This is a genomic window from Kitasatospora sp. NPDC048407 (assembly GCF_043200475.1).
Taxonomy (GTDB): domain Bacteria; phylum Actinomycetota; class Actinomycetes; order Streptomycetales; family Streptomycetaceae; genus Kitasatospora.
On sequence record NZ_JBICXW010000010.1, the window covers coordinates 226,261 to 244,474 of the forward strand.

18 protein-coding genes are annotated in these 18,214 nt (G+C 73.4%); 12 read left to right on the forward strand and 6 right to left on the reverse strand.

From position 1 onward, the window contains the following. Positions 1–307 precede the first annotated feature (307 nt). The 7 genes from tdh to ACGFWJ_RS20655 all read left to right on the forward strand — a co-directional run bounded on the left by tdh (position 308) and on the right by ACGFWJ_RS20655 (position 6,504). Positions 308–1,339: an L-threonine 3-dehydrogenase gene (gene tdh, locus ACGFWJ_RS20625; protein ID WP_392951482.1), complete on the forward strand. Its 1,032-nt coding sequence runs from the start codon at positions 308–310 to the stop codon at positions 1,337–1,339. A 47-nt stretch (positions 1,340–1,386) separates the two neighbouring features. Next, positions 1,387–2,577, forward strand: coding sequence for a glycine C-acetyltransferase (locus ACGFWJ_RS20630; protein WP_387641194.1), 1,191 nt, complete (start codon positions 1,387–1,389; stop codon positions 2,575–2,577). 254 nt (positions 2,578–2,831) lie between these two features. Next, the gene (locus ACGFWJ_RS20635; RefSeq protein WP_387641196.1) at positions 2,832–3,764 is read left to right on the forward strand and encodes a LysR family transcriptional regulator; all 933 of its coding nucleotides are present in this window, start codon (positions 2,832–2,834) and stop codon (positions 3,762–3,764) included. Positions 3,765–3,859: 95 nt separating this feature from the next. Next, on the forward strand, positions 3,860–4,024 hold the full coding sequence (locus ACGFWJ_RS20640; RefSeq protein WP_387866326.1) for a hypothetical protein: 165 nt from the start codon (positions 3,860–3,862) through the stop codon (positions 4,022–4,024). Further along, positions 4,021–4,437, forward strand: a complete 417-nt coding sequence (locus ACGFWJ_RS20645) for a type II toxin-antitoxin system death-on-curing family toxin (RefSeq protein ID WP_392951486.1) — start codon at positions 4,021–4,023, stop codon at positions 4,435–4,437. The genes ACGFWJ_RS20640 and ACGFWJ_RS20645 overlap by 4 nt, the downstream gene beginning before the upstream one ends. A 103-nt stretch (positions 4,438–4,540) precedes the next feature. Beyond that, positions 4,541–5,467, forward strand: a complete 927-nt coding sequence (locus tag ACGFWJ_RS20650) for a Gfo/Idh/MocA family protein (protein WP_392951488.1) — start codon at positions 4,541–4,543, stop codon at positions 5,465–5,467. Positions 5,468–5,700: 233 nt separating this feature from the next. Further along, positions 5,701–6,504, forward strand: coding sequence for a hypothetical protein (locus ACGFWJ_RS20655; RefSeq protein ID WP_392951491.1), 804 nt, complete (start codon positions 5,701–5,703; stop codon positions 6,502–6,504). Here ACGFWJ_RS20655 and ACGFWJ_RS20660 read toward each other — a convergent pair. The 5 genes from ACGFWJ_RS20660 to ACGFWJ_RS20680 form a co-directional block, all read right to left on the reverse strand. Further along, positions 6,491–7,795 (reverse strand): JmjC domain-containing protein, encoded by a 1,305-nt coding sequence (locus ACGFWJ_RS20660; RefSeq protein WP_392951494.1) that lies wholly within the window; start codon positions 7,793–7,795, stop codon positions 6,491–6,493. The two genes, ACGFWJ_RS20655 and ACGFWJ_RS20660, sit on opposite strands and share 14 nt — an antisense overlap. After that, the gene (locus ACGFWJ_RS20665; RefSeq protein WP_392951497.1) at positions 7,792–8,988 is read right to left on the reverse strand and encodes a hypothetical protein; all 1,197 of its coding nucleotides are present in this window, start codon (positions 8,986–8,988) and stop codon (positions 7,792–7,794) included. The genes ACGFWJ_RS20660 and ACGFWJ_RS20665 overlap by 4 nt, the downstream gene beginning before the upstream one ends. Beyond that, complete coding sequence (locus ACGFWJ_RS20670; protein ID WP_392951499.1) at positions 8,985–11,336, reverse strand: DUF4135 domain-containing protein; 2,352 nt, start codon at positions 11,334–11,336, stop codon at positions 8,985–8,987. The genes ACGFWJ_RS20665 and ACGFWJ_RS20670 overlap by 4 nt, the downstream gene beginning before the upstream one ends. A 106-nt stretch (positions 11,337–11,442) precedes the next feature. After that, the gene (locus ACGFWJ_RS20675; RefSeq protein ID WP_387641212.1) at positions 11,443–11,586 is read right to left on the reverse strand and encodes a hypothetical protein; all 144 of its coding nucleotides are present in this window, start codon (positions 11,584–11,586) and stop codon (positions 11,443–11,445) included. Positions 11,587–11,698: 112 nt separating this feature from the next. Continuing rightward, a complete protein-coding gene (locus ACGFWJ_RS20680) occupies positions 11,699–11,854 on the reverse strand; it encodes a hypothetical protein (RefSeq protein WP_387641214.1) in 156 nt (51 codons plus the stop codon). A gap of 246 nt (positions 11,855–12,100) precedes the next feature. Here ACGFWJ_RS20680 and ACGFWJ_RS20685 point away from each other — a divergent pair, with 246 nt between their 5' ends. Then, a complete protein-coding gene (locus ACGFWJ_RS20685) occupies positions 12,101–13,042 on the forward strand; it encodes a nucleotidyl transferase AbiEii/AbiGii toxin family protein (RefSeq protein ID WP_392951502.1) in 942 nt (313 codons plus the stop codon). Positions 13,043–13,363: 321 nt separating this feature from the next. Here ACGFWJ_RS20685 and ACGFWJ_RS20690 read toward each other — a convergent pair whose 3' ends face one another. After that, complete coding sequence (locus ACGFWJ_RS20690) at positions 13,364–13,711, reverse strand: alkylmercury lyase (RefSeq protein ID WP_392951505.1); 348 nt, start codon at positions 13,709–13,711, stop codon at positions 13,364–13,366. A gap of 83 nt (positions 13,712–13,794) precedes the next feature. On the opposite strand from ACGFWJ_RS20690, the gene ACGFWJ_RS20695 reads away from it, so the two are divergent. From ACGFWJ_RS20695 to ACGFWJ_RS20710, 4 genes are all read left to right on the forward strand, one after another. Then, on the forward strand, positions 13,795–14,220 hold the full coding sequence (locus ACGFWJ_RS20695) for a heavy metal-responsive transcriptional regulator (RefSeq protein ID WP_392951507.1): 426 nt from the start codon (positions 13,795–13,797) through the stop codon (positions 14,218–14,220). Positions 14,221–14,314: 94 nt separating this feature from the next. Continuing rightward, positions 14,315–15,880, forward strand: coding sequence for an AMP-binding protein (locus ACGFWJ_RS20700; RefSeq protein ID WP_392951510.1), 1,566 nt, complete (start codon positions 14,315–14,317; stop codon positions 15,878–15,880). 92 nt (positions 15,881–15,972) lie between these two features. Beyond that, positions 15,973–16,596: an MBL fold metallo-hydrolase gene (locus ACGFWJ_RS20705; protein ID WP_392951513.1), complete on the forward strand. Its 624-nt coding sequence runs from the start codon at positions 15,973–15,975 to the stop codon at positions 16,594–16,596. Positions 16,597–16,845: 249 nt separating this feature from the next. Beyond that, positions 16,846–17,793: a phosphatase PAP2 family protein gene (locus ACGFWJ_RS20710; RefSeq protein ID WP_392951515.1), complete on the forward strand. Its 948-nt coding sequence runs from the start codon at positions 16,846–16,848 to the stop codon at positions 17,791–17,793. Positions 17,794–18,214 lie beyond the last annotated feature (421 nt).

The window sequence follows — 18,214 nt, forward strand, 5'->3', positions numbered from 1 at the left end:
GGGGGACCGGTGCAATCCGGACTGCCAAGACCAGGTCAAGAGGTGGACGGCGCGCCGCGCGGCCGCCAGCGGCACGGCGTGCTGCTCCGTCCGGGTGGATCACGGCACGCCGCAGGCCGCCCCGCCACCCTGCTCGGGCACGATCGTTCAGCCCAGCTGTGGCACCCGTTAAGAATTCCTCGATGGACCGCACCCCCCGTGACCAGGCAGATTTCACCCTGCCCGGGCGGTCCACCGCCGCACGCCGGGCCGACCCCGGGCCTGCCGACCGCAGGACCGCCCGCACTTCGCGTCAGGAGCCCTCGCAGTGAAGGCACTCGTCAAGCTGGACGCCGCCCCCGGCCTGTGGATGACCGACGTCCCGGAACCGGAGATCGGCCCGAGCGACGTCCTGATCAAGGTCCTGCGCACCGGCATCTGCGGCACCGACCTGCACATCCGCAAGTGGGACGGCTGGGCCCAGCAGACCATCAAGACCCCGATGACCATCGGCCACGAGTTCGTCGGCGAGGTCGCCGCGCTCGGCGCCGCCGTCACCGACATCAACGTCGGCGACCTGGTCAGCGGCGAGGGCCACCTGGTCTGCGGCAAGTGCCGCAACTGCCTGGCCGGCCGCCGCCACCTGTGCCGCAACACCATCGGCCTGGGCGTCAACCGCGACGGCGCGTTCGCCGAGTACGTCGCCCTGCCCGCCTCCAACGTCTGGGTGCACCGCGTCCCCGTCGACCTCGACGTGGCCGCCATCTTCGACCCCTTCGGCAACGCCGTGCACACCGCGCTGTCCTTCCCGATGGTCGGCGAGGACGTGCTGGTCACCGGCGCCGGCCCGATCGGCATCATGGCCGCCGCCGTCGCCAAGCACGCCGGCGCCCGCAACGTGATGATCACCGACGTCTCCGAGTACCGCCTGGAGCTGGCCCGCAAGCTCGGCGTCACCCTCGCCCTGGATGTCTCGCAGCACACCATCGAGGACGGCCAGCACAAGCTCGGCCTGCGCGAGGGCTTCGACGTCGGCCTGGAGATGTCCGGCCGCCCCGAGGCCATGCAGTCGATGATCGCCAACATGACGCACGGCGGAAAGATCGCCATGCTCGGCCTGCCCGCCGACCAGTTCCCGATCAACTGGTCCGCCGTGGTCACCTCGATGCTCACCATCAAGGGCATCTACGGCCGCGAGATGTTCGAGACCTGGTACGCGATGTCCGTGCTGCTCGAAGGCGGACTCGACCTCAGCCCGGTGATCACCGGCCGGTACGCCGCCCAGGACTTCGAAGCCGCCTTCGACGAGGCCGCCGGCGGCAACTGCGGCAAGGTCATCCTCGACTGGACCACGCTGTAAGCCCTTCTCGGCAGACCCGCTGACTTTTCGTTAGGAGCGACACCCCCGTGTTCGACACCGTCCGCGACGACCTCGCCGCCACCCTCGCCGAGATCCGCGAAGCCGGCCTCTTCAAGCCCGAACGCGTCATCGGCACCCCGCAGTCCGCCGAGATCACCGTCACCTCCGGCACCGGCGGCCAGGTGCTCAACTTCTGCGCCAACAACTACCTCGGCCTCGCCGACCACCCCAAGGTGGTCGACGCCGCCAAGGAGGCGCTGGACCGCTGGGGCTACGGCATGGCGTCCGTCCGCTTCATCTGCGGCACCCAGGACGTGCACAAGGAACTGGAGCAGCGGCTCTCCCAGTTCCTCGGCCAGGAGGACACCATCCTCTACTCGTCCTGCTTCGACGCCAACGGCGGCGTCTTCGAAACCCTGCTGGACGAGCGCGACGCCGTCATCTCCGACGCCCTCAACCACGCCTCCATCATCGACGGCATCCGGCTCTCCAAGGCCCGCCGCCACCGCTACGCCAACCGTGACCTGGCCGACCTGGAGCAGCAGCTCAAGGCCACCCAGGACGCCCGCCGTCGGCTGATCGTCACCGACGGCGTGTTCTCCATGGACGGCTACATCGCCCCGCTCGCCGAGATCTGCGACCTCGCCGACCGCTACAACGCGATGGTCATGGTCGACGACTCGCACGCCGTCGGCTTCGTCGGCCCCACCGGCCGCGGCACCCCCGAACTGCACGGCGTGATGGACCGCGTGGACATCATCACCGGCACCCTCGGCAAGGCCCTCGGCGGCGCGTCCGGCGGCTACGTCGCCGCCCGCCGCGAGATCGTCGCCCTGCTGCGCCAGCGCTCCCGCCCCTACCTGTTCTCCAACTCGCTCGCCCCGGTGATCGCGGCCGCCTCGCTCACCGTGCTCGACCTGCTGGAGACCAGCGACGACCTGCGGGCCAAGCTCGCCGCCAACACCGAGCTGTTCCGCACCAAGATGACCGAGGCCGGGTTCGAGATCCTGCCCGGCGAGCACGCGATCGCCCCCGTCATGGTCGGCGACGCCGCCAAGGCCGGACGCCTCGCCGAGCTGCTGCTGGAGCGCGGCGTCTACGTCATCGGCTTCTCCTACCCGGTGGTGCCGCACGGCGCCGCCCGGATCCGGGTCCAGCTGTCCGCCGCGCACAGCACCGAGGACGTCGAGCGCGCCATCGCCGCGTTCATCGACGCCCGCGCCGCGCTCGGCGAGTAGGACCCCTACAGCCTGGCGCGGGCCAAACCCTCAACCGCGCCATCCGCGACGGGCCGCCCCCATCCCATCCCCCGGGCGGCCCGCCGAAGGCGCGGGGAGCCAACCCCCCGGCTCCCCGCGCCACCCTTCGTGCCGCCCCCATCCCATCCCCCGGGCGGCTCGCAAAAGGCGCGGGGAGCCAACCTCCTCGGCTCCCCGCGCCACCCTCCGGCCACCCGTACGGAGCAGTCCCGCGGCGCTGGCAGAATTGACCCGTGATCGACGCACGACGGCTACGGACCCTGCGGGCCGTGGCCGACCACCGGACCGTGACCGCCGCGGCGGCCGCGCTCTACCTCACCCCCTCCGCGGTCTCCCAGCAGCTCGCCGCCCTCGAACAGGAGACCGGCCACACCCTGCTGGTCCGCGACGGCCGGGGCGTCCGCCTCACCGCCGCCGGCGAGATCCTGCTCGGCCACGCCGACGCCGTCCTCGCCCAGCTCGAACGCGCCGAGGCCGACCTGGCCGCCTACAGCTCCGGCGCCGCCGGCGAAGTCACCGTCGCCGCCTTCGCCACCGGCATCGCCATGGTCCTCGCCCCCGCGATCGCCGCACTCGCCGGCACCCACCCCGGCCTGCGCGTCAAGGCCCGCGACTCCGAGGGCGACGCCAGCCTGCCGATGCTGCTCGACGGCCGCGCCGACATCGCCGTCGCCGTCGAGTACCGCGGCGCGCCACGCCCCGACGACCGGCGGCTCACCCGGCTCCCGCTGTACGCCGAACCCTTCGACGCCGTCCTCCCGCTCGACCACCCGCTCGCCGCCGGCACCGGCCCCGTCGCCGTCGCCGAACTCGCCGACGAACCGTGGATCGGCCCCTACCCCGGCAACCCCTGCCACGACGTGGTCCTGCTGGCCTGCGAGAACGCCGGCTTCCAGCCCCGGCTGATGCACTCCTCCGACGACTTCAGCGCCGTCACCGCACTCGCCTCGGCCGGCGCGGGCGTCGCCCTCGTCCCCCGCTCCGCGCTGCGCGCCGCCGACCGCGGCCGGGTCGCCGTCCGCCCCGTCACCAGCGCCCTCGCCACCCGCAAGGTGTTCGCCGCGACCCGGGCCGGCGCCGAACTCCACCCGCTGATCCGGCCCGTCCTGCACGCCCTCGCCGAAGCCGCCGGGCACCTCGACCGCCGCGCCGGGCAAGCCGTCTGACGGCTGATCCGCCGCCGTTAAATCGGTGGACGGAGTGCTTCCGGTTCACTACTGTCGGTGCCCGAACCGCCGGAACCGGGAGGGGGCGCGCCGCGATGGAGCAGCAGCACGAGCAGCAGGGCAGGCAGGAACAGGACGAGCAGCACGATCCGCGGCGCCACGCCTGGGTGCCCGCGCAGCGCGCCGAGCGGCGGGCCGCCCTGGTGGCGCGGATACGCGCGGCCAACGCGGAGACGCTGGAGAGGCTGGCCGACCTGTGAGCACCGTCCAGCCGACCGACTTCCTCGACGAGGACGACATCACCCACCTGCTGGGCGACGTCGCCACCGTCCGCGAGCGCTCCCTGCTGCAATCCGCGCTGGGCCGCCCGCAGGCCTCCGCGTTCGGCGCCGACGCCTACCCGGACGTGTGGACCAAGGCGGTCGCCCTCGGCGAATCCCTCTCCCGCAACCACCCCATGACGGACCGGAACAAGCGCACCACCTTCGAGTCGATGCTGCTGTTCCTCGACTACAACCACCAGCCCTACACCGACCCGCACCCGGACGACGCCGTCGCCTTCGTGCTGCGCCTGGCGCAGGGCGGATACGCCGGCCAACTGCCCGGCGCGGTCGCCGACTTCCGCCGGATGCTGGGCGCGCCGGCGGCGGTGGCGGGCGGTCGGGAGGGCTGACGAACCGGCCGGGCCACCCGCGTCCTGACTGCTCAACAGCGGTCTGACATATGCTGCCGGGTGGCCCGCGCCGGCCGTCAACCACCTTGCAGGAGTGCCCAGAATGAGCGACAACGAGACGGACCTCACCGCCGCCCTTCCGATCGGTGTCATCGGGCTCGGTGACATCGCGCAGAAGGCCTACCTGCCGGTCCTCACCGCGCAACCCGGCCTGGATCTGCGGCTGATGACCAGGGACCGGGCCAAGCTGGACCGGATCGGCGACGCCTACCGGATCCCGTTCCGGACCACCGACCTGGACGAGCTGATCGACTCCGGGATCCGGGGCGCGTTCGTGCACGCCGCCACCGAGCAGCACGTCCCGATCGTGGAGAAGCTGCTCACCCGGGGCGTCGACGTGTATGTGGACAAGCCGCTGGCCTACCACCTGGACGGGGCACGCCACTTGGTCGACCTGGCCGGGCGCACCGGGCGATCGCTGATGGTCGGCTTCAACCGGCGCCACGCCCCCGGCTACCTGCTGGCCGCCGAACGCCCGCGCGACCTGATCGTGCTGCAGAAGCACCGCGAGGGACTGCCCGAGCAGGCCCGCACCCTGGTCTTCGACGACTTCATCCACGTGGTGGACACGCTGCGTTTCCTGGCCCCCGGCGAGATCGAGCACGTGGACGTCCGCTCCCGGGTCCGGGGCGGCCTGGTCGAGCACGTCGTGCTGACGCTGGCCGGCGAGGGGTTCACCGCGCTCGGCCTGATGAACCGGGTCTCCGGCTCCACCGAGGAGATCCTCGAGGTGTCCGGCGCCGACTCCAAGCGCGAGGTCCACAACCTCGCCGACATCGTCGACCACAAGGGCCAGCCCACCGTCCGCCGGCGCGGCGACTGGGTGCCGGTCGCCCGCCAGCGCGGCATCGAACAGGTGGTGCTGCACTTCCTGGACGCGCTGCGGGCGGGCAAGACCCTCGACGCCACCGACGCGCTGCGCACCCACGAACTGTGCGAACTGATCGTGGAGCGCCTCGAGACCGCCTGACGTTCGGATCCCGAACCGCCCCGGCCCCTGCACGGGTCGCTCGAACGAGCGATTCACCCGATCGGTGCGCACCCCGAAAGGATCAGTTCCACCGGCCGCGGGACGGGGCATCCGCCCAGCAGAGCAGCCGCCGACCGGCCGCCGACGAGCCCCTGACCAGGCATCGGACGGCGGCCGGGGGCCGGCGGCGCAACTGTACGGTGGCGGACGAGATCTGACCGCAGGAGAGCCACGTGACCGCACCCGACTCCGGGCACCCGCCTCACGACGGTGAGCAGCCCGACGGCCCGCACCCCGCCGCGGGCCACCCGGACCGGGTGACGTTCCACGCCGGCCGCGAAGGCATCTCCTGGGAGGCCCCCGACACCCCGGCCGACCGGCGCGCCATGCTGCTGTCGCTCGCCATCATCGGGACGGTCGCCACGATCGCCGTCCTCGCCATGAACGCGGCCGGCATCATCACGGCGCTCCCCATCGGCATCAAGTCCCCCGGAGCCGTCAGCACCCCCCACGCACCACCGTCACCACCCGCTTCCACGCCCGTGCCGTCGTCGCCGCTCCCGTCGCCGTCCGCCGAGCCGAGTCCGAGCGTCCGCGCGCCGCGCACCGTCTCGTTCCAGATCGACGTGGTCAGCACCGGCTACGAGCTGATCGACCTGGACGCCCCGAACGACAAGCCGCTCTCCGCCCTGGTCAGTGACGAGGACTGGGACGCGATGCCCGAGGCCGACCAGAAGTCCTACGAGCTCGTCGCCCACGACCACCCGGCGCCCACCCTGGTGCTCGGCAACCTCGCCGCCGTGCTCGCGCCCGGCACCGGGGTCACCGAGGCCACCTGCCGCGAAGCGGCCCGGGCCGGCACCATCAAGAGCTTCCGCTACGCCACCGCCGCCGAACGCCCCGCCAACGACGCCAAGGGCATCCGGGCGGGCGCGACGCTCTGCCTGACCAGCAGCCAGGGCGCCGTGATCGCCCTCCGGATCGCCGACATCCCGTACGACCTCGGCCTGGTCAAGCTCGACGTCACCATCTGGTGAGAGATTCCTCCTGGTCGCGGGTCAGGGCGCGGAAGCTCTCCAGTGCCTCCAGCAGGCGGCGGGCCTCCGCGCGGGCGGCGGACGGCAGGGCGGCCAGCAACTCGCCGACCGGCACCGGCTCCCGTTCGGCGAGCCGGCGCAGCAGCGGCTGCGCCTGCGGCGGCGTCAGCGTGCTGCGCAGCACGTGCCCGTTGGCGGCGCACAGCAGCGCCCCGCCGACCGGCTCGTACAGCACCCGGGCGCGGGCCCGCACCGCCGTGCCGTCGTCCAGGGGCCGCGGCGGCTCGGGCGGCGGGACGGGGCACAGACCGGACGCGCTCATGTTGCGGAGCGAGAGCGAGGCGACCCGTTCCGCCATCAGGCCGGGGTCGCGGTACTCCTGGAAGACCCGCAGGGTCTGCTCCAGCGCCTCGGGCAGCGCGCCGTCCGCCGGTGGTTCGGGCACCGACAGCGGGGCGGTGGCGGCGGGCAGCCGCACCAGGGCGGCGTCCGGATCGACCATCGCGTCCGGGTCCAGGCCCAGCAGCAGGTCGTCCACGTCGTAGACCGCGCGGTGCGATTCGCGCGGCACGCCGACGTTGACGCTGGTCGCCGCCCTGCCGTCGACGCTCTCGCCGACGTGGTAGTAGCTCGAGGGCCAGTACAGCAGGTCGCCGGGCTCGGGTTCGGCGGTGAACGAGGTGGCCAGGTGGGCCTGGTAGTCCAGCTTGGTGGTCACCGGCTCGGTCCACGGGCACTCGCGCCAGAACCGCATCCGCTTGTGGCCTTCGAGGGCGAACAGGAAGGTGGCGAAGCGGTCCTTGTGGACGCCGACCGGGGTGTGGTCGTAACTGCCGTGGAAGAGCGTGGTGATCGCCCCCGACAGCGGCATTCCGGTGCGCTCCCACAGCGGTTCGAAGAAAGCCCGCTGGCGCTCCCACTGGCCGGAGTGGAAGGCGTGGAAGGCGTGCACGATCAGCGCGTACCGGGCCTCCCGCGAGAAGGCCGCCAACTCGGCGTCCAGCCGCCGCCGGTAGCCGTCGAAGGTGCCGTCCTCGGCGCGCGGGAACCACGCCGCGGGCTCGGACTGCTGGAAGCGTCCGACGGCGAACTGGGCGCTCGGCGGCATCAGGTGCGGGCCGGGCGGCCGGGTGGCGATCGTGGCGGCGGCGAAGACCTCGGGCAGCTCGTAGGGCGCCGGGAGGACGCCCTTGATCAGCACGGGTCGCCGGTCCCAGTAGTGCGTGGTGAACTCGTCCCAGTCGAGCGGGCCCTGGACGACGGCCAGGTCGCTCGCGTGTGCCGTCGTCATCGGTCCGTCCTCTCGCCGCCGGTCAGGTCGATCGCCCGCAGCCGGTGGAGCTTGCGCAGCAGCGCGGTCACGGCGCCGTTGTGCTCGTCCGCGCCCACCGCCCGGCACAGTTCGCCGACCGTCAGTTCGCGGCCGGGCCGCAGCTGCTGGGCGATCCGCTCGCCCGCGGCCCCGGCGATCGGGAAGGTGTGCCCGTTGACGGCCCAGATCCAGCGGCCGGGCCCGTCGGGCAGCCGGACGATCCCGCCCGCCACCCGCAGACGGTGCCCGGGGGTGAGGGGGACGTCGGCGCGGGGCTCGGGTGCGGGTTCCAGTCCGGCCGTGGAGTACCAGGCCGCCCACCGGGTGCGCAGCGCGGCGGGCAGCTCCGCGCCCCCGGCCGCCGCGCGGGCCGCCTCGCCGACGGCGACCATCGGGGCGGCCGGGCCGGGCGGCCGGTCGGTGGGCGGGGGGAAGGGCAGGTGGGGCACGGTGCCGTCGTACTCCAGGCGGTTCCGGACGTCCTCGGCCAGCAGGTTCTTGACCGCGCCGGTCGCCAGGCGCTGGGCGCGGGGGACGGAGATCCGCAGCGTCATGCAGCCGTCGCGGTGGTGTTCGCGCCAGCGCGAGCCCTCCGGCCAGTACAGCAGCTCGCCGGCGGTGGCCCGCAGGACGCGGAACCCGCCGTCCGCCTCGGGCAGTTCGGCCTCCATGGTGCCCGCCAGCACCCAGGTCAGGACCGCGTGGTCGGAGGCGCGGCCCAGGCCCCGGGCGCGGGTGAAGCCGTCGCCCTCGGTCAGCTCGGCCTCGACCGGCAGGCACGGCCAGCCGACCTGGTGCCACAGCTCGGTGAGGGTGTCGCGAACGGCCGACCACAACGGCCAGTCGGTGTGCAGGGGTTGGCGGACGCTCAGCAGGAATCCGGCGTCCGGCCCGCTGCCGGCCGGTTCGCCGCGCAGCCGGGCCCGGTAGTCGGCCGGGCTCGCGTCGGCGGCGTCGGGCAGCAGCCGCCCCGGTGCGCCGAGCCAGCCGAGCGCGGTGTGCAGGCGGACCTGCGGCAGCGTCCGGAACACCGTGCCGGCCCGGAACGGCTCGCAGGCGGCGACGATCGTGCGGTGCAGGTGGGCCGGGTCCGCCGGGGCGGGTGCCGGGAGCAGCGCGGGCTCCTTGCCCCAGACCCGGGCGAGGAGTTCGGTCCAGTCGGTCGCGATCACGCCTTGACCCCTTCGTTCTCGGGCGCCGGGCAGCTCTCGGGCGCCGGGTGGTTCTCGGGCGCCGGGTACTTCTCCGCCAGCAGGGCGGCGTAGTCGGCGAGCGGGGGGAGGCCGACGGCCGCGCGGCGCTCGTCCACCCGGTCCTCGTCCTCGATCGGGCAGGGGCGCAGTTCGCCGCCCGCGACCCGTTCGAACTTCGTGCCGTACAGCTGCGGGCGGCCCTCGGCCCGGCGCAGCGAGTCGGCGAGGTAGGCGGCGTCGCGCCGGTGCATGTCGCCGCGCTCGGCCGCCGCCTCGATCAACGCCAGGCACTCGCGGGCGAAGGCGAGGTCGCCGGTGTGGTGCTGGAGCAGCGCGCTCGCGACCGTGGCGGCCTCCCTGCCGACCAGGCCGTGGCCTGGCCAGCCGTGCTCGGCGATCACGCCGCGCAGCCAGGCGATCCCGGTGGCGGTCAGCCGGTCGAGTTTCGCCTCCAGCTCGGTGTCGGTGAAGCCCCCGCGGGCCCAGGGGCCGCGCAGCGAGGCGTCGATCCGGCCCAGGCGCAGCAGCCGTTCGCGGACCTCGGCGGCCGGGCTGCTCAGCGGGTCGATGCGCAGCCGCAGGGTCGTCCCGTCCCACAGGTAGGTGATGCGGCGGGCCGCCCCGGGCCAGTCGAAGGACGCCTCGCCCTCGCGCGGGCCGCGCAGGCTCAGCCGCACTCCGCGCCCGGGGTCGTACAGGTCTTTTCGCTGCGGATCCAGGTCGCCGTAAACGTGCTCGACCGCGTCGCGCAGGGCGATGCCGAGGCCGGCGAGGTCCAGCTTGCCGCCCTCGCGGACGGCGGCGACGGGCGGCCACGGGCGGTCCGCGTTCCACTGCGGGGCGTCGGCCGGGTCGGTGCGCGGTTCGCGGCCGGGCGGCATCCGCATCGCGAGCAGCGGGCCGCCGTCGGCGGTGCGGAAGAAGTACGGGACGTCGCCGCGGGCGAGCTGCTCCGACTCGCTTTCGCTGAAAGGGAGTTCGCCGCCGTCCGGGTACTCGGCCGTCGGGCGGGCGATCACCCGCACGACGTGGCCGGCGGCCCGCTCCGCGAGGAACTCGGCGATCCTGGCCCGGTTTCGGCACATCAGCGTCCAGGCGTCGAACATGCCGCGCAGCATGGCCGTCAGGTGGGGGCCGTATCCGGTGCGGCCCTCGGTGTCGCCGACCACGGTGCGGGTCTCGGTCCGGGTCAGCGGCAAGGTCCGCCGCTCCAGGCGCAGCGAGCCGTCCGGTTGGGGGCGCCAGCAGGTCGCGGGGCCGTCCAGGTCGCACCAGCGCGCGAGGTTCTCCAGGCCGGTGTGGTGCTGCGCGGAGACCGCGGGATCGAACAGCAGCCCGGTCTCGAACAGGCGCTTGGTGTCGGCGAAGTACGCCTCCAGATCGACCGGGAACGGCAGCGGTTCGCCGTCCTCCGGGCGCTGCCCGATCAGCAGGTTGCCGCCGATCAGGTCGGTGATCCCGAAGGCGAACGCGGCGGCTGCCAGCGACCCGGCGCGGTGCCAGTAGCGGTCTGCCGCAGTGGAGTCGAGGATGGCACCGCGCAGGCTGAACCCGCCGTCGGCGCGCAGGACGCCCCACGCGTCCGGCGGTTCGATCCACTCCTGCCAGGAGTAGCACGCCCGGTCCGGGCCGCTGCCCGGGCGGATCCGCATGGTCGGCAGCCGGACCGGGCCGGACGCCGGGGGCAGCGCGTCGAGCAGGGCGAACACCGAGCCCTCGGTGGCCAGGAAGAGCAGTTCGCCGGTCGCCGGGCGCGGCTTGTACGCCAGCCGGGCGCCGTCGGCGAATTCGACGCGCAGCACCCGCTGGCCGCCGTTGTGGGTCTCGTCGCCGTTCGCCCACAGGCCGGTGACCCGGTGTTCGGAGGGCCGGTCGCGGGTCAGCCGCTCGACGAACAGGGTGAGGAACTCCAGGAACTGCCCGGCCCGCCCGGCGGCGAAGGCGGCGGCGCGTTCGGGCGGTCCGCCGACGCAGCTCTCCAGGGTCTCGGTGAGCAGCGGCCCGAACAGGTCCGCGTTCTCCGGCCGCAGTGCCTGCGGATCGATCAGCCGGGAGTCGGCGCCGGCCCGCGCGGACCAGGCGTCGATCTGCCGCAGCACCTCGTGCAGCGGCGCGAAGCGGGCGTCGGCCAGTGCGTGCTCCAGGGCCCGCGCCTCGGACGGGCCGCCCAGCGGGCGTTCGACGGCGAGCGTGCCGTCCGGCCCGGGGACGGCCACCGGCGGGAACGCCCGGCCGGCCCCGCCCTCGGCCAGCGCCGTCAGCAACCGGCGTGTCACGGGCGGGAGTTCGGGCGCACGGCCGGTGCTGCCGTGGTCGCGCAGTTCCATTCGGCTCCTGGTCGGGTGGTCGATGCGCGACGCCGCGCGGCCGGTCGGGCCGGCCGCGCGGCGTCGTGGTGCTGCGTCGTGCCTGAGGCCTGTTCGGCCGTGAGGCCTAGAGGTACGGGCTGCAGTAGATGCGGGCGCACGTCCCGGCCGTCGGCGCGGCGCTGTCCGCCGGAAGGCTCTGCTCCAGGTCGCCGATCACCAGGTCGAACTCCTCGTCCACGGTGAGGGTGGAAGCAACGGTCGTCTCCATCGATATCTCCTGTCGGTAGAAGTGGCACAGCAGGAGTCGGGCACCACCGGATCCGGCGGCACCGCGACGTTCTTTCGGGGGAGTTGCTCCAGGTGCGGCGCGCCGGGATTTCTTACTGCAGCGCGCAGTACATGTGGTTGATGGCGCAGGTCGAGGCACTCGGCGTGTGCTCCGGAGCGTCCAGCTCCAGTTCGCCGACCATGAGGTCGAACTCCGCGTCGGTGACGAGGGTTTCGCCCTTGGGCGCTTGCAGAGTAGGAGCTTCCACGAGAGTCCTCCTGGCAAGAGTGCACGACTGGCCACCGCAACATCCGGTGACGGGGCGTCGTGCGGTGGACTGAATCAGCCGTGGCCGCGCATGACGTGACCGCGTCAGCAAGTGTTTACCCAGTGGAACCGGTTCGTCAACACAACTTCCACACGTAACACCAGCATTGGCTGTCACAGCCCGGCCCGGTGTCCGTGCGGCCCGCTACTGTCGCCCGCGCGGAACGGGACGGAAAGGGAGTGACGGGTGGGACGGCGGGCGGTGCTCGACCACTTGGTGGCGTTGCTGGCGGAGTCGGCCTGGGGCGACGCGCTGGTGCTGCGCGGGAGCATGGTGCTGCCCGCCTGGGTGGGGGAGGCGGCACGCGAACCCGCCGACCTGGACTGGGTCGTGGAGCCGTCCACCCTGGTGCCCGTCGACCTGGCCGACCCCCACCCGTACGTCAAGGAGTTGACGGCGGTTCAGCAGTGGCCCGAGGCGGCCGACGGCGCGGCCCGGTACGAGATGTGGGCGTTCGAGGAGTTCGAAACGCGCGGCCTGCGCGCACACCTCCCACCCGAGGGGTGCCACTGGGTGCCGGAGGCCGAGACCGACACCGACGGGCCGGAGGCGGTGCTGCGCGAACTGATCGCCCGGCACCCGGTCGCCGCCCCGGGCATCGCGCTCGACCCCGACTCCGTCCGCGTCGACGGCGGGTGGACGTACCAGGACGACGGCGAGGTGCCGGGCGTGCGGATCGCCGTGCGGTGGACGGCGGACGGGCGGCCGGCGGGCGAGGTGAGCATCGACTTCGCGCGCGACGAACGGCTGCCCGAGCCGCCCGTGCTGACGGCCCTGCCGCGCGGCGACGGCGCCGGGGCGACGGTGGTGCGGACGGCGAGCAGGGAACTCTCGCTCGCCTGGAAGCTGCTGTGGCTGCACGCCGACAGCCACGGCGCCGAGGGCCGGGCCCGGGCCAAGGACCTGTACGACGCCGTCCTGCTCGCCGAAGTGTGCACCCTCACCCCGGGCCTCCTCCGCCGCGTCCTCGCCCGCGAACCCGGCCACCCCGGGCGGCTGCGGCTGGACACCCTCGCCGTCGCCCCGTCCGACTGGGCGGACCTGCGGGCCGCCGACCCCCGGATCACCGGCACCGCCGACGAGTGGCTCGGACGACTGCGGACCGCCCTCGCCCCGCTCGATCCGTAGGCCCCGCAAGGCCGATCTTGCCGAGCGCGCGCCGCCGGATCATCCGACAGGACCGGCCGGTCAGGCCCGGGCTGGTCAGTCGGTCGAGCAGCAGTCCGCGGCCCTGCCGTGCTGCGCCGGGGCGGCCTGCCCGGCCGATCTTGCCGAGCGCGCGTCGCCGGGTCATCCGGCAGGACCGGTCGGCCGGGCCCGGGCCGGTCAGTCGGTCGAGCAGCAGTTCGCGGCCCTGCTGTGCTGCGCCGGGGCGGCCTGGCCGGGCGATCTTGCCGAGCGCGCGTCGCCGGGTCATCCGGCAGGACCGGTCGGCCAGGCCCGGGCCGGTCAGTCGGTCGAGCAGCAGTCCGCGGCCCCGCCGTGCTGCGCCGGGGCGGCCTGCCCGGCGAGGGCCCGGCGGAGGGCGGCGGCGTCCGGCAGGCCGGACATCGTGCCGTCGGCGTGCCAGTAGAGGCGGCAGGACAGGCTGGGCTCCGCGCCGGGCGGGGCGAACGGGTCGGCGCCGTCGATCAGGACGGTCGGCGAGCCGTACATGCCCAGCCGGGCGGCCTCGGCCTCGTCGGCCACCTCGACCAGGCTCACCTCGGCCTCCCGTCCGGCCAGCGCGCCGGTCACCAAGTCCAGCGCGGGGCGCGCGTTCGGGCAGTCCGTCACCGTCAGCACCGTGATGCGCATGGGCGAGTCCTCCACTCCTCCGGGTCGTCGTCCGAGGCTAGACCTTCCACCGCGCTGGAAGGTCAAGCGTCAGCGTGGAGGGCATGCGCATCGGCGACCTCGCCGCCCGGGCGGGGCTGACGACCAAGACCATCCGCTTCTACGAGGACAGCGGCCTGCTGCCCGCGCCGCCACGCACCCCGGGCGGCTACCGGGACTACCCGGACACCGCGGTGACCCGGCTCGCCTTCGTCCGCGACGCGCGGCGGGCGGGCCTCACGCTCGCCGAGATCCGCTCGGTGCTCGTGCTGCGCGACGACGGCCACGCGCCGTGCGCCCACGTCACCGATCTCCTCCACGAGCACCTCGCCGACATCGAGCGGCGGGTGGCCGACCTCGCCGCCACCCGGGAGGCGCTGCGCGGCCTCGCCGCGCGCGCCGCGAGCACCGATCCCGCCGCGAGCACCGATCCCGCCGCGTGCGGCACGGACGGCATCTGCACCATCGTCAGCCCCGAAACATTGACCTGACGCACCGTCAGAAATGCGCCGGTGACGGACAGTTCGCGCCAATTCCCCGCAATCCCTCCCCGGTGCGGCGGCCCTGCGGGGTTAGCCTGAGGCCATGGTTGCCAACCACAACGAAGAAGTAGCCATGCCCGACGCGGAGTTCGTCAGCGGTCCCGCGACAGTCCTCCGGTCCCTCGCCACCGACCCCCACCGGCGGGCCGTCGTCGCCGCCGACGGCACCGAGATCATCGCCGGCGAGTTCGCCGCCGCCACCTACCGCCTCGCCCACGAACTGATCGCCCGCGGCGTCACCCGCGGCACCACCGTCACCCTGCTGACCGGCAACACCCCCGAGGCGCTGAGCGCCCGGTTCGCGGCGGGCCTCGCCGGTGCCCGGGTGGTGAACCTGTACGACGGCATGAGCGCCCCGATCCTGGCCGAGATCACCACCAGCGTGGACACCGGCGTGCTGCTGATCGACGCCGAACGGTACGCCGACGCACCCGAGTTGATCCCGCTGATCGACGTCCCGACCATCCTCGCCCTCGGCCCGGGCAGCGCCGTCGCGGAGGACGTGATCGCCGCCTCCGCCCACCGCCCCGCCGAACCGCCGGACGTCCGGATCGGCCCCGAGGACGACCTCAACATCCGCCACACCGGCGGCACCACCGGCATCCCGAAGGGCATCCTCAGCCTGCACGGGCCCTACCGCAGCATCTTCGACGCCCCGGTCGGCAGCGACCCCGTCGAGGGTGCGCCCCGCCTGCTCGCCGCCACCCCGCTCGCCCACCTCTCCGGCGTCCTCGCCGACATGACCCTGTACCGCGGCGGCACGGTGGTCCTGCTGCGCTCCTTCGACCCCGGCGCCGTCCTGCGGGCCGTCGAACGCGAACGCATCACCGAGTTCTGGGTGCTGCCCGCGCTGCTCCACCAGCTGCTCGACCACCCGGCGATCGGCCGCACCGACCTGTCCAGCCTCCGGCAGATCATCTACGGCGGCAGCGCGGCCTCGCCGACCCGGCTGCGCGAGGCGCTCAAGGTCTTCGGGCCGGTCCTGGTCGGCGGCTACGGGATGTCGGAGGCCCAGCTGATCACCGTGCTCGCCCCCGAGGACCACGACCGGATCACCAACGGCGAACCCGTCCCGGTCGGCCGCCCCCTGCCGGGCGTCGAGGTGGCGATCCGCGGACTCGACGGCGCCGACCTGCCGACCGGCGAGCAGGGCGAGATCCACGTGCACTCCGACACCCTGATGGCCGGGTACTGGAAGCGGCCCGACCTCACCGCCGAGGTGCTCCGGGACGGCTGGCTGAACACCGGAGACGTCGGCTACCTCGACGAGGACGGCTTCCTCCACCTCTCCGACCGGGTCAAGGACCTGATCATCGTGGTCGGCGGGCACGTCTACCCCTCCGAGGTCGAGGACCTCCTGCTCACCCACCCGGCGGTCGCCCGCTGCGCGGTCTTCGGCGTCCGCGACGAGCAGGAGACCGAGCACGTCCACGTCGCCGTCGTCCCCGCCCCCGGCCGGCAGCCGCACCTGGACGAACTCCGTGCCTTCGTCACCGCCCGCAAGGGGCGGATCTACGCCCCCGAGGTGCTCCACCTGGTCGACGAGATCCCGCTGACGCCCGTCGGCAAGCCGGACAAGAAGCGCCTGCGCGCGGCCGCGACGCGCTGACGATTCCCGGAGCCCCCCGGCGCTGACGAGGCGTCAGGGGGCTTGGGGAAAAAGGGAGGCGGCTCTCCGGAGGGGGCCGGTACGTTGACCGGATGCTGCTGACGAAGTATGCCCACGCGTGCGTCCGGATCGAGGGCGACGAGAAGAAGTCCGTATTGATCGACCCGGGGTGCTGGACGGAGCCGGAAGCCTTCGCGGGAGTCCGCGCCGTGCTGATCACCCACGGTCACCACGACCACGTGGACCACGAGCTGCTGGCGGCGGCTCGCAAGGCCGACCCGGCACTCGAGGTGTTCGCCCCCGAGGACGTCGCGGCCGAACTGGGCGGCGGCGTCCGGGCGTTGGCGGTGGGGGAGCGCTTCGAGGCCGGCGGCCTCGCGGTGCGCGCCGTCGGCGGGCGGCACGCCCAGGTGATCGACAACTACCCGGACTGCCCGAACCTCGGCTACCTGGTCGAGGGCGTCTACCACCCGGGCGACTCGCTGCACGTCCCCGACCAGGAGGTGCACGCCCTGCTGCTGCCCACCACCGGGCCGTGGCTGACGATGCGCGGGGCGATCGAGATGGTGCGCGCCGTCCGCCCCGGGCAGGTCGTCCCGATCCACGACGCCTACCACAGCGAGGCCGGCAGGGCGAACTTCGACGGCTGGCTCGACGGCGAGGCGGACGCCCGCTACACCCGCATCGCCGTCGGCGAGTCCGTCCGGCTCGGCTGAGACCGGGCGCTTTCCCTCCCCGCCTGGCCACCCGGCAGCGCCGGGCCGGCCGGGCCCCCCGGGGCGGACCGGCGGGGCGTGTCGGGGGAGGCGGCTCGCCCTCGTGGCCCGTCCGTGTGCCGTCTGGGAATTCACTGGGAGCCCGGTCGCGCGGCTCGAGGTTTCTCAAAGACGGTCTTGCTAGCTTCGTGACGCATGATCGACTCGTCCCACTTGGCAGCCCGGTCACGCTCGCTGATGGTCAATCTGGTGACCAGACTCCGCCCCCGGCACGTTGCCTGGCCCCTGTTCGCCCTCACCTTCTGGTGGTACCTCGCGGTCTACGGACTGCCCTACGCCAACGACGTGGTCTTCCTCTGGCTGATCGGCGCGCTGGTCGCCGCGTCCGTGCACAGCGGCGGCCGCAAGGGCTGGCTGTACGTGCTGCGCGACTGGGTGCCGGTGATGGCCGTGGTCTGGGCGTACTCGCTGCTCAGAGGCTACGGCGCGCACACGCCCTGGCAGCCGCACTACGCTCCCCAGCTCGCCTTCGACAAGGTCCTCGGCTTCGGCGAGACGTGGACGGTGCGCCTTCAGCACCTGCTCTACCACCCAGGCCGGCCGCAGTGGTACGACTACGCGATAGTCAGCGTGTACATGTCGCACTTCTTCGCGGTGTTCGTGATACTCGCCGTCCTCTGGAAGCGCAACCACGCCCGGTTCCGGCACTTCCTCGCCTGCTATCTGTCCATCACCTTCGCCGGCTTCCTCACCTACGTGCTGTACCCGGCCGTGCCGCCGTGGCTGGCCGGGATCGAGAACCACATGCCGGCCGTCGACCGGATAGTCAACGCCGTCCTGGAGAACAGCGGCCTGCACCGGGCCGGCACCATCTTCGAGAACGGCAGCCGCTTCGCCAACGACGTCGCCGCGATGCCCTCGCTGCACTCCGCGTACCCGATGATGATCGCCCTGGTGTTCTGGCCCCGGGCCGGCCGCACCCTGCGGGTGCTGCTCGCCGCGTACCCCCTGGCCATGGGCTTCACGCTGGTCTACGGCGGCGAGCACTTCATCATCGACGTGCTGGTCGGCTGGGCCTACGCCTGGGTGGCGGTCGCCCTGGTGAACCGTTTCGTCGCCCGCCGGGCCGCGGCCCGCGCGGCGAAGCAGGAGGCCGTCGCCGTCAACGCGACGCCGACCACCGTCCCGGTCGGCTGATCCCCGATTTCCCCCGGGCCCCCGGCCCCGGTTTCGGCAAAGTGGTGCCGGACCGGGCCCGGGGGCCTTTTGCGCACGACCTCCGCAGAGCCGCCGCGCACTCGTCGCGTTCTCCTCACCACCCGCGCAACCCTCGCGGAACCCCCCTACGAGCGGGCCGGGAGTTTCCTGGGCGTTCGCTGGGAATCGAACGACGCCCGTTGCCGCCGGTTGGACCGCGTGTACGAGCTGACGCACCGTCAAAAACCGGAACCCGCCCGACCGCCCGACGGTCGCGGTGAAGGCTTTGCCAATCCGTGGCGGAGTCTTGTTACGGACGGAGGTAGCGTCGTGCGGAACACCGCAGGAGGACCCACCATGGCCGCACCCCACGCCCCATCTGCGCCCGGCGAGCGCCCCCGACCGGCCGCCACCCAGCAGA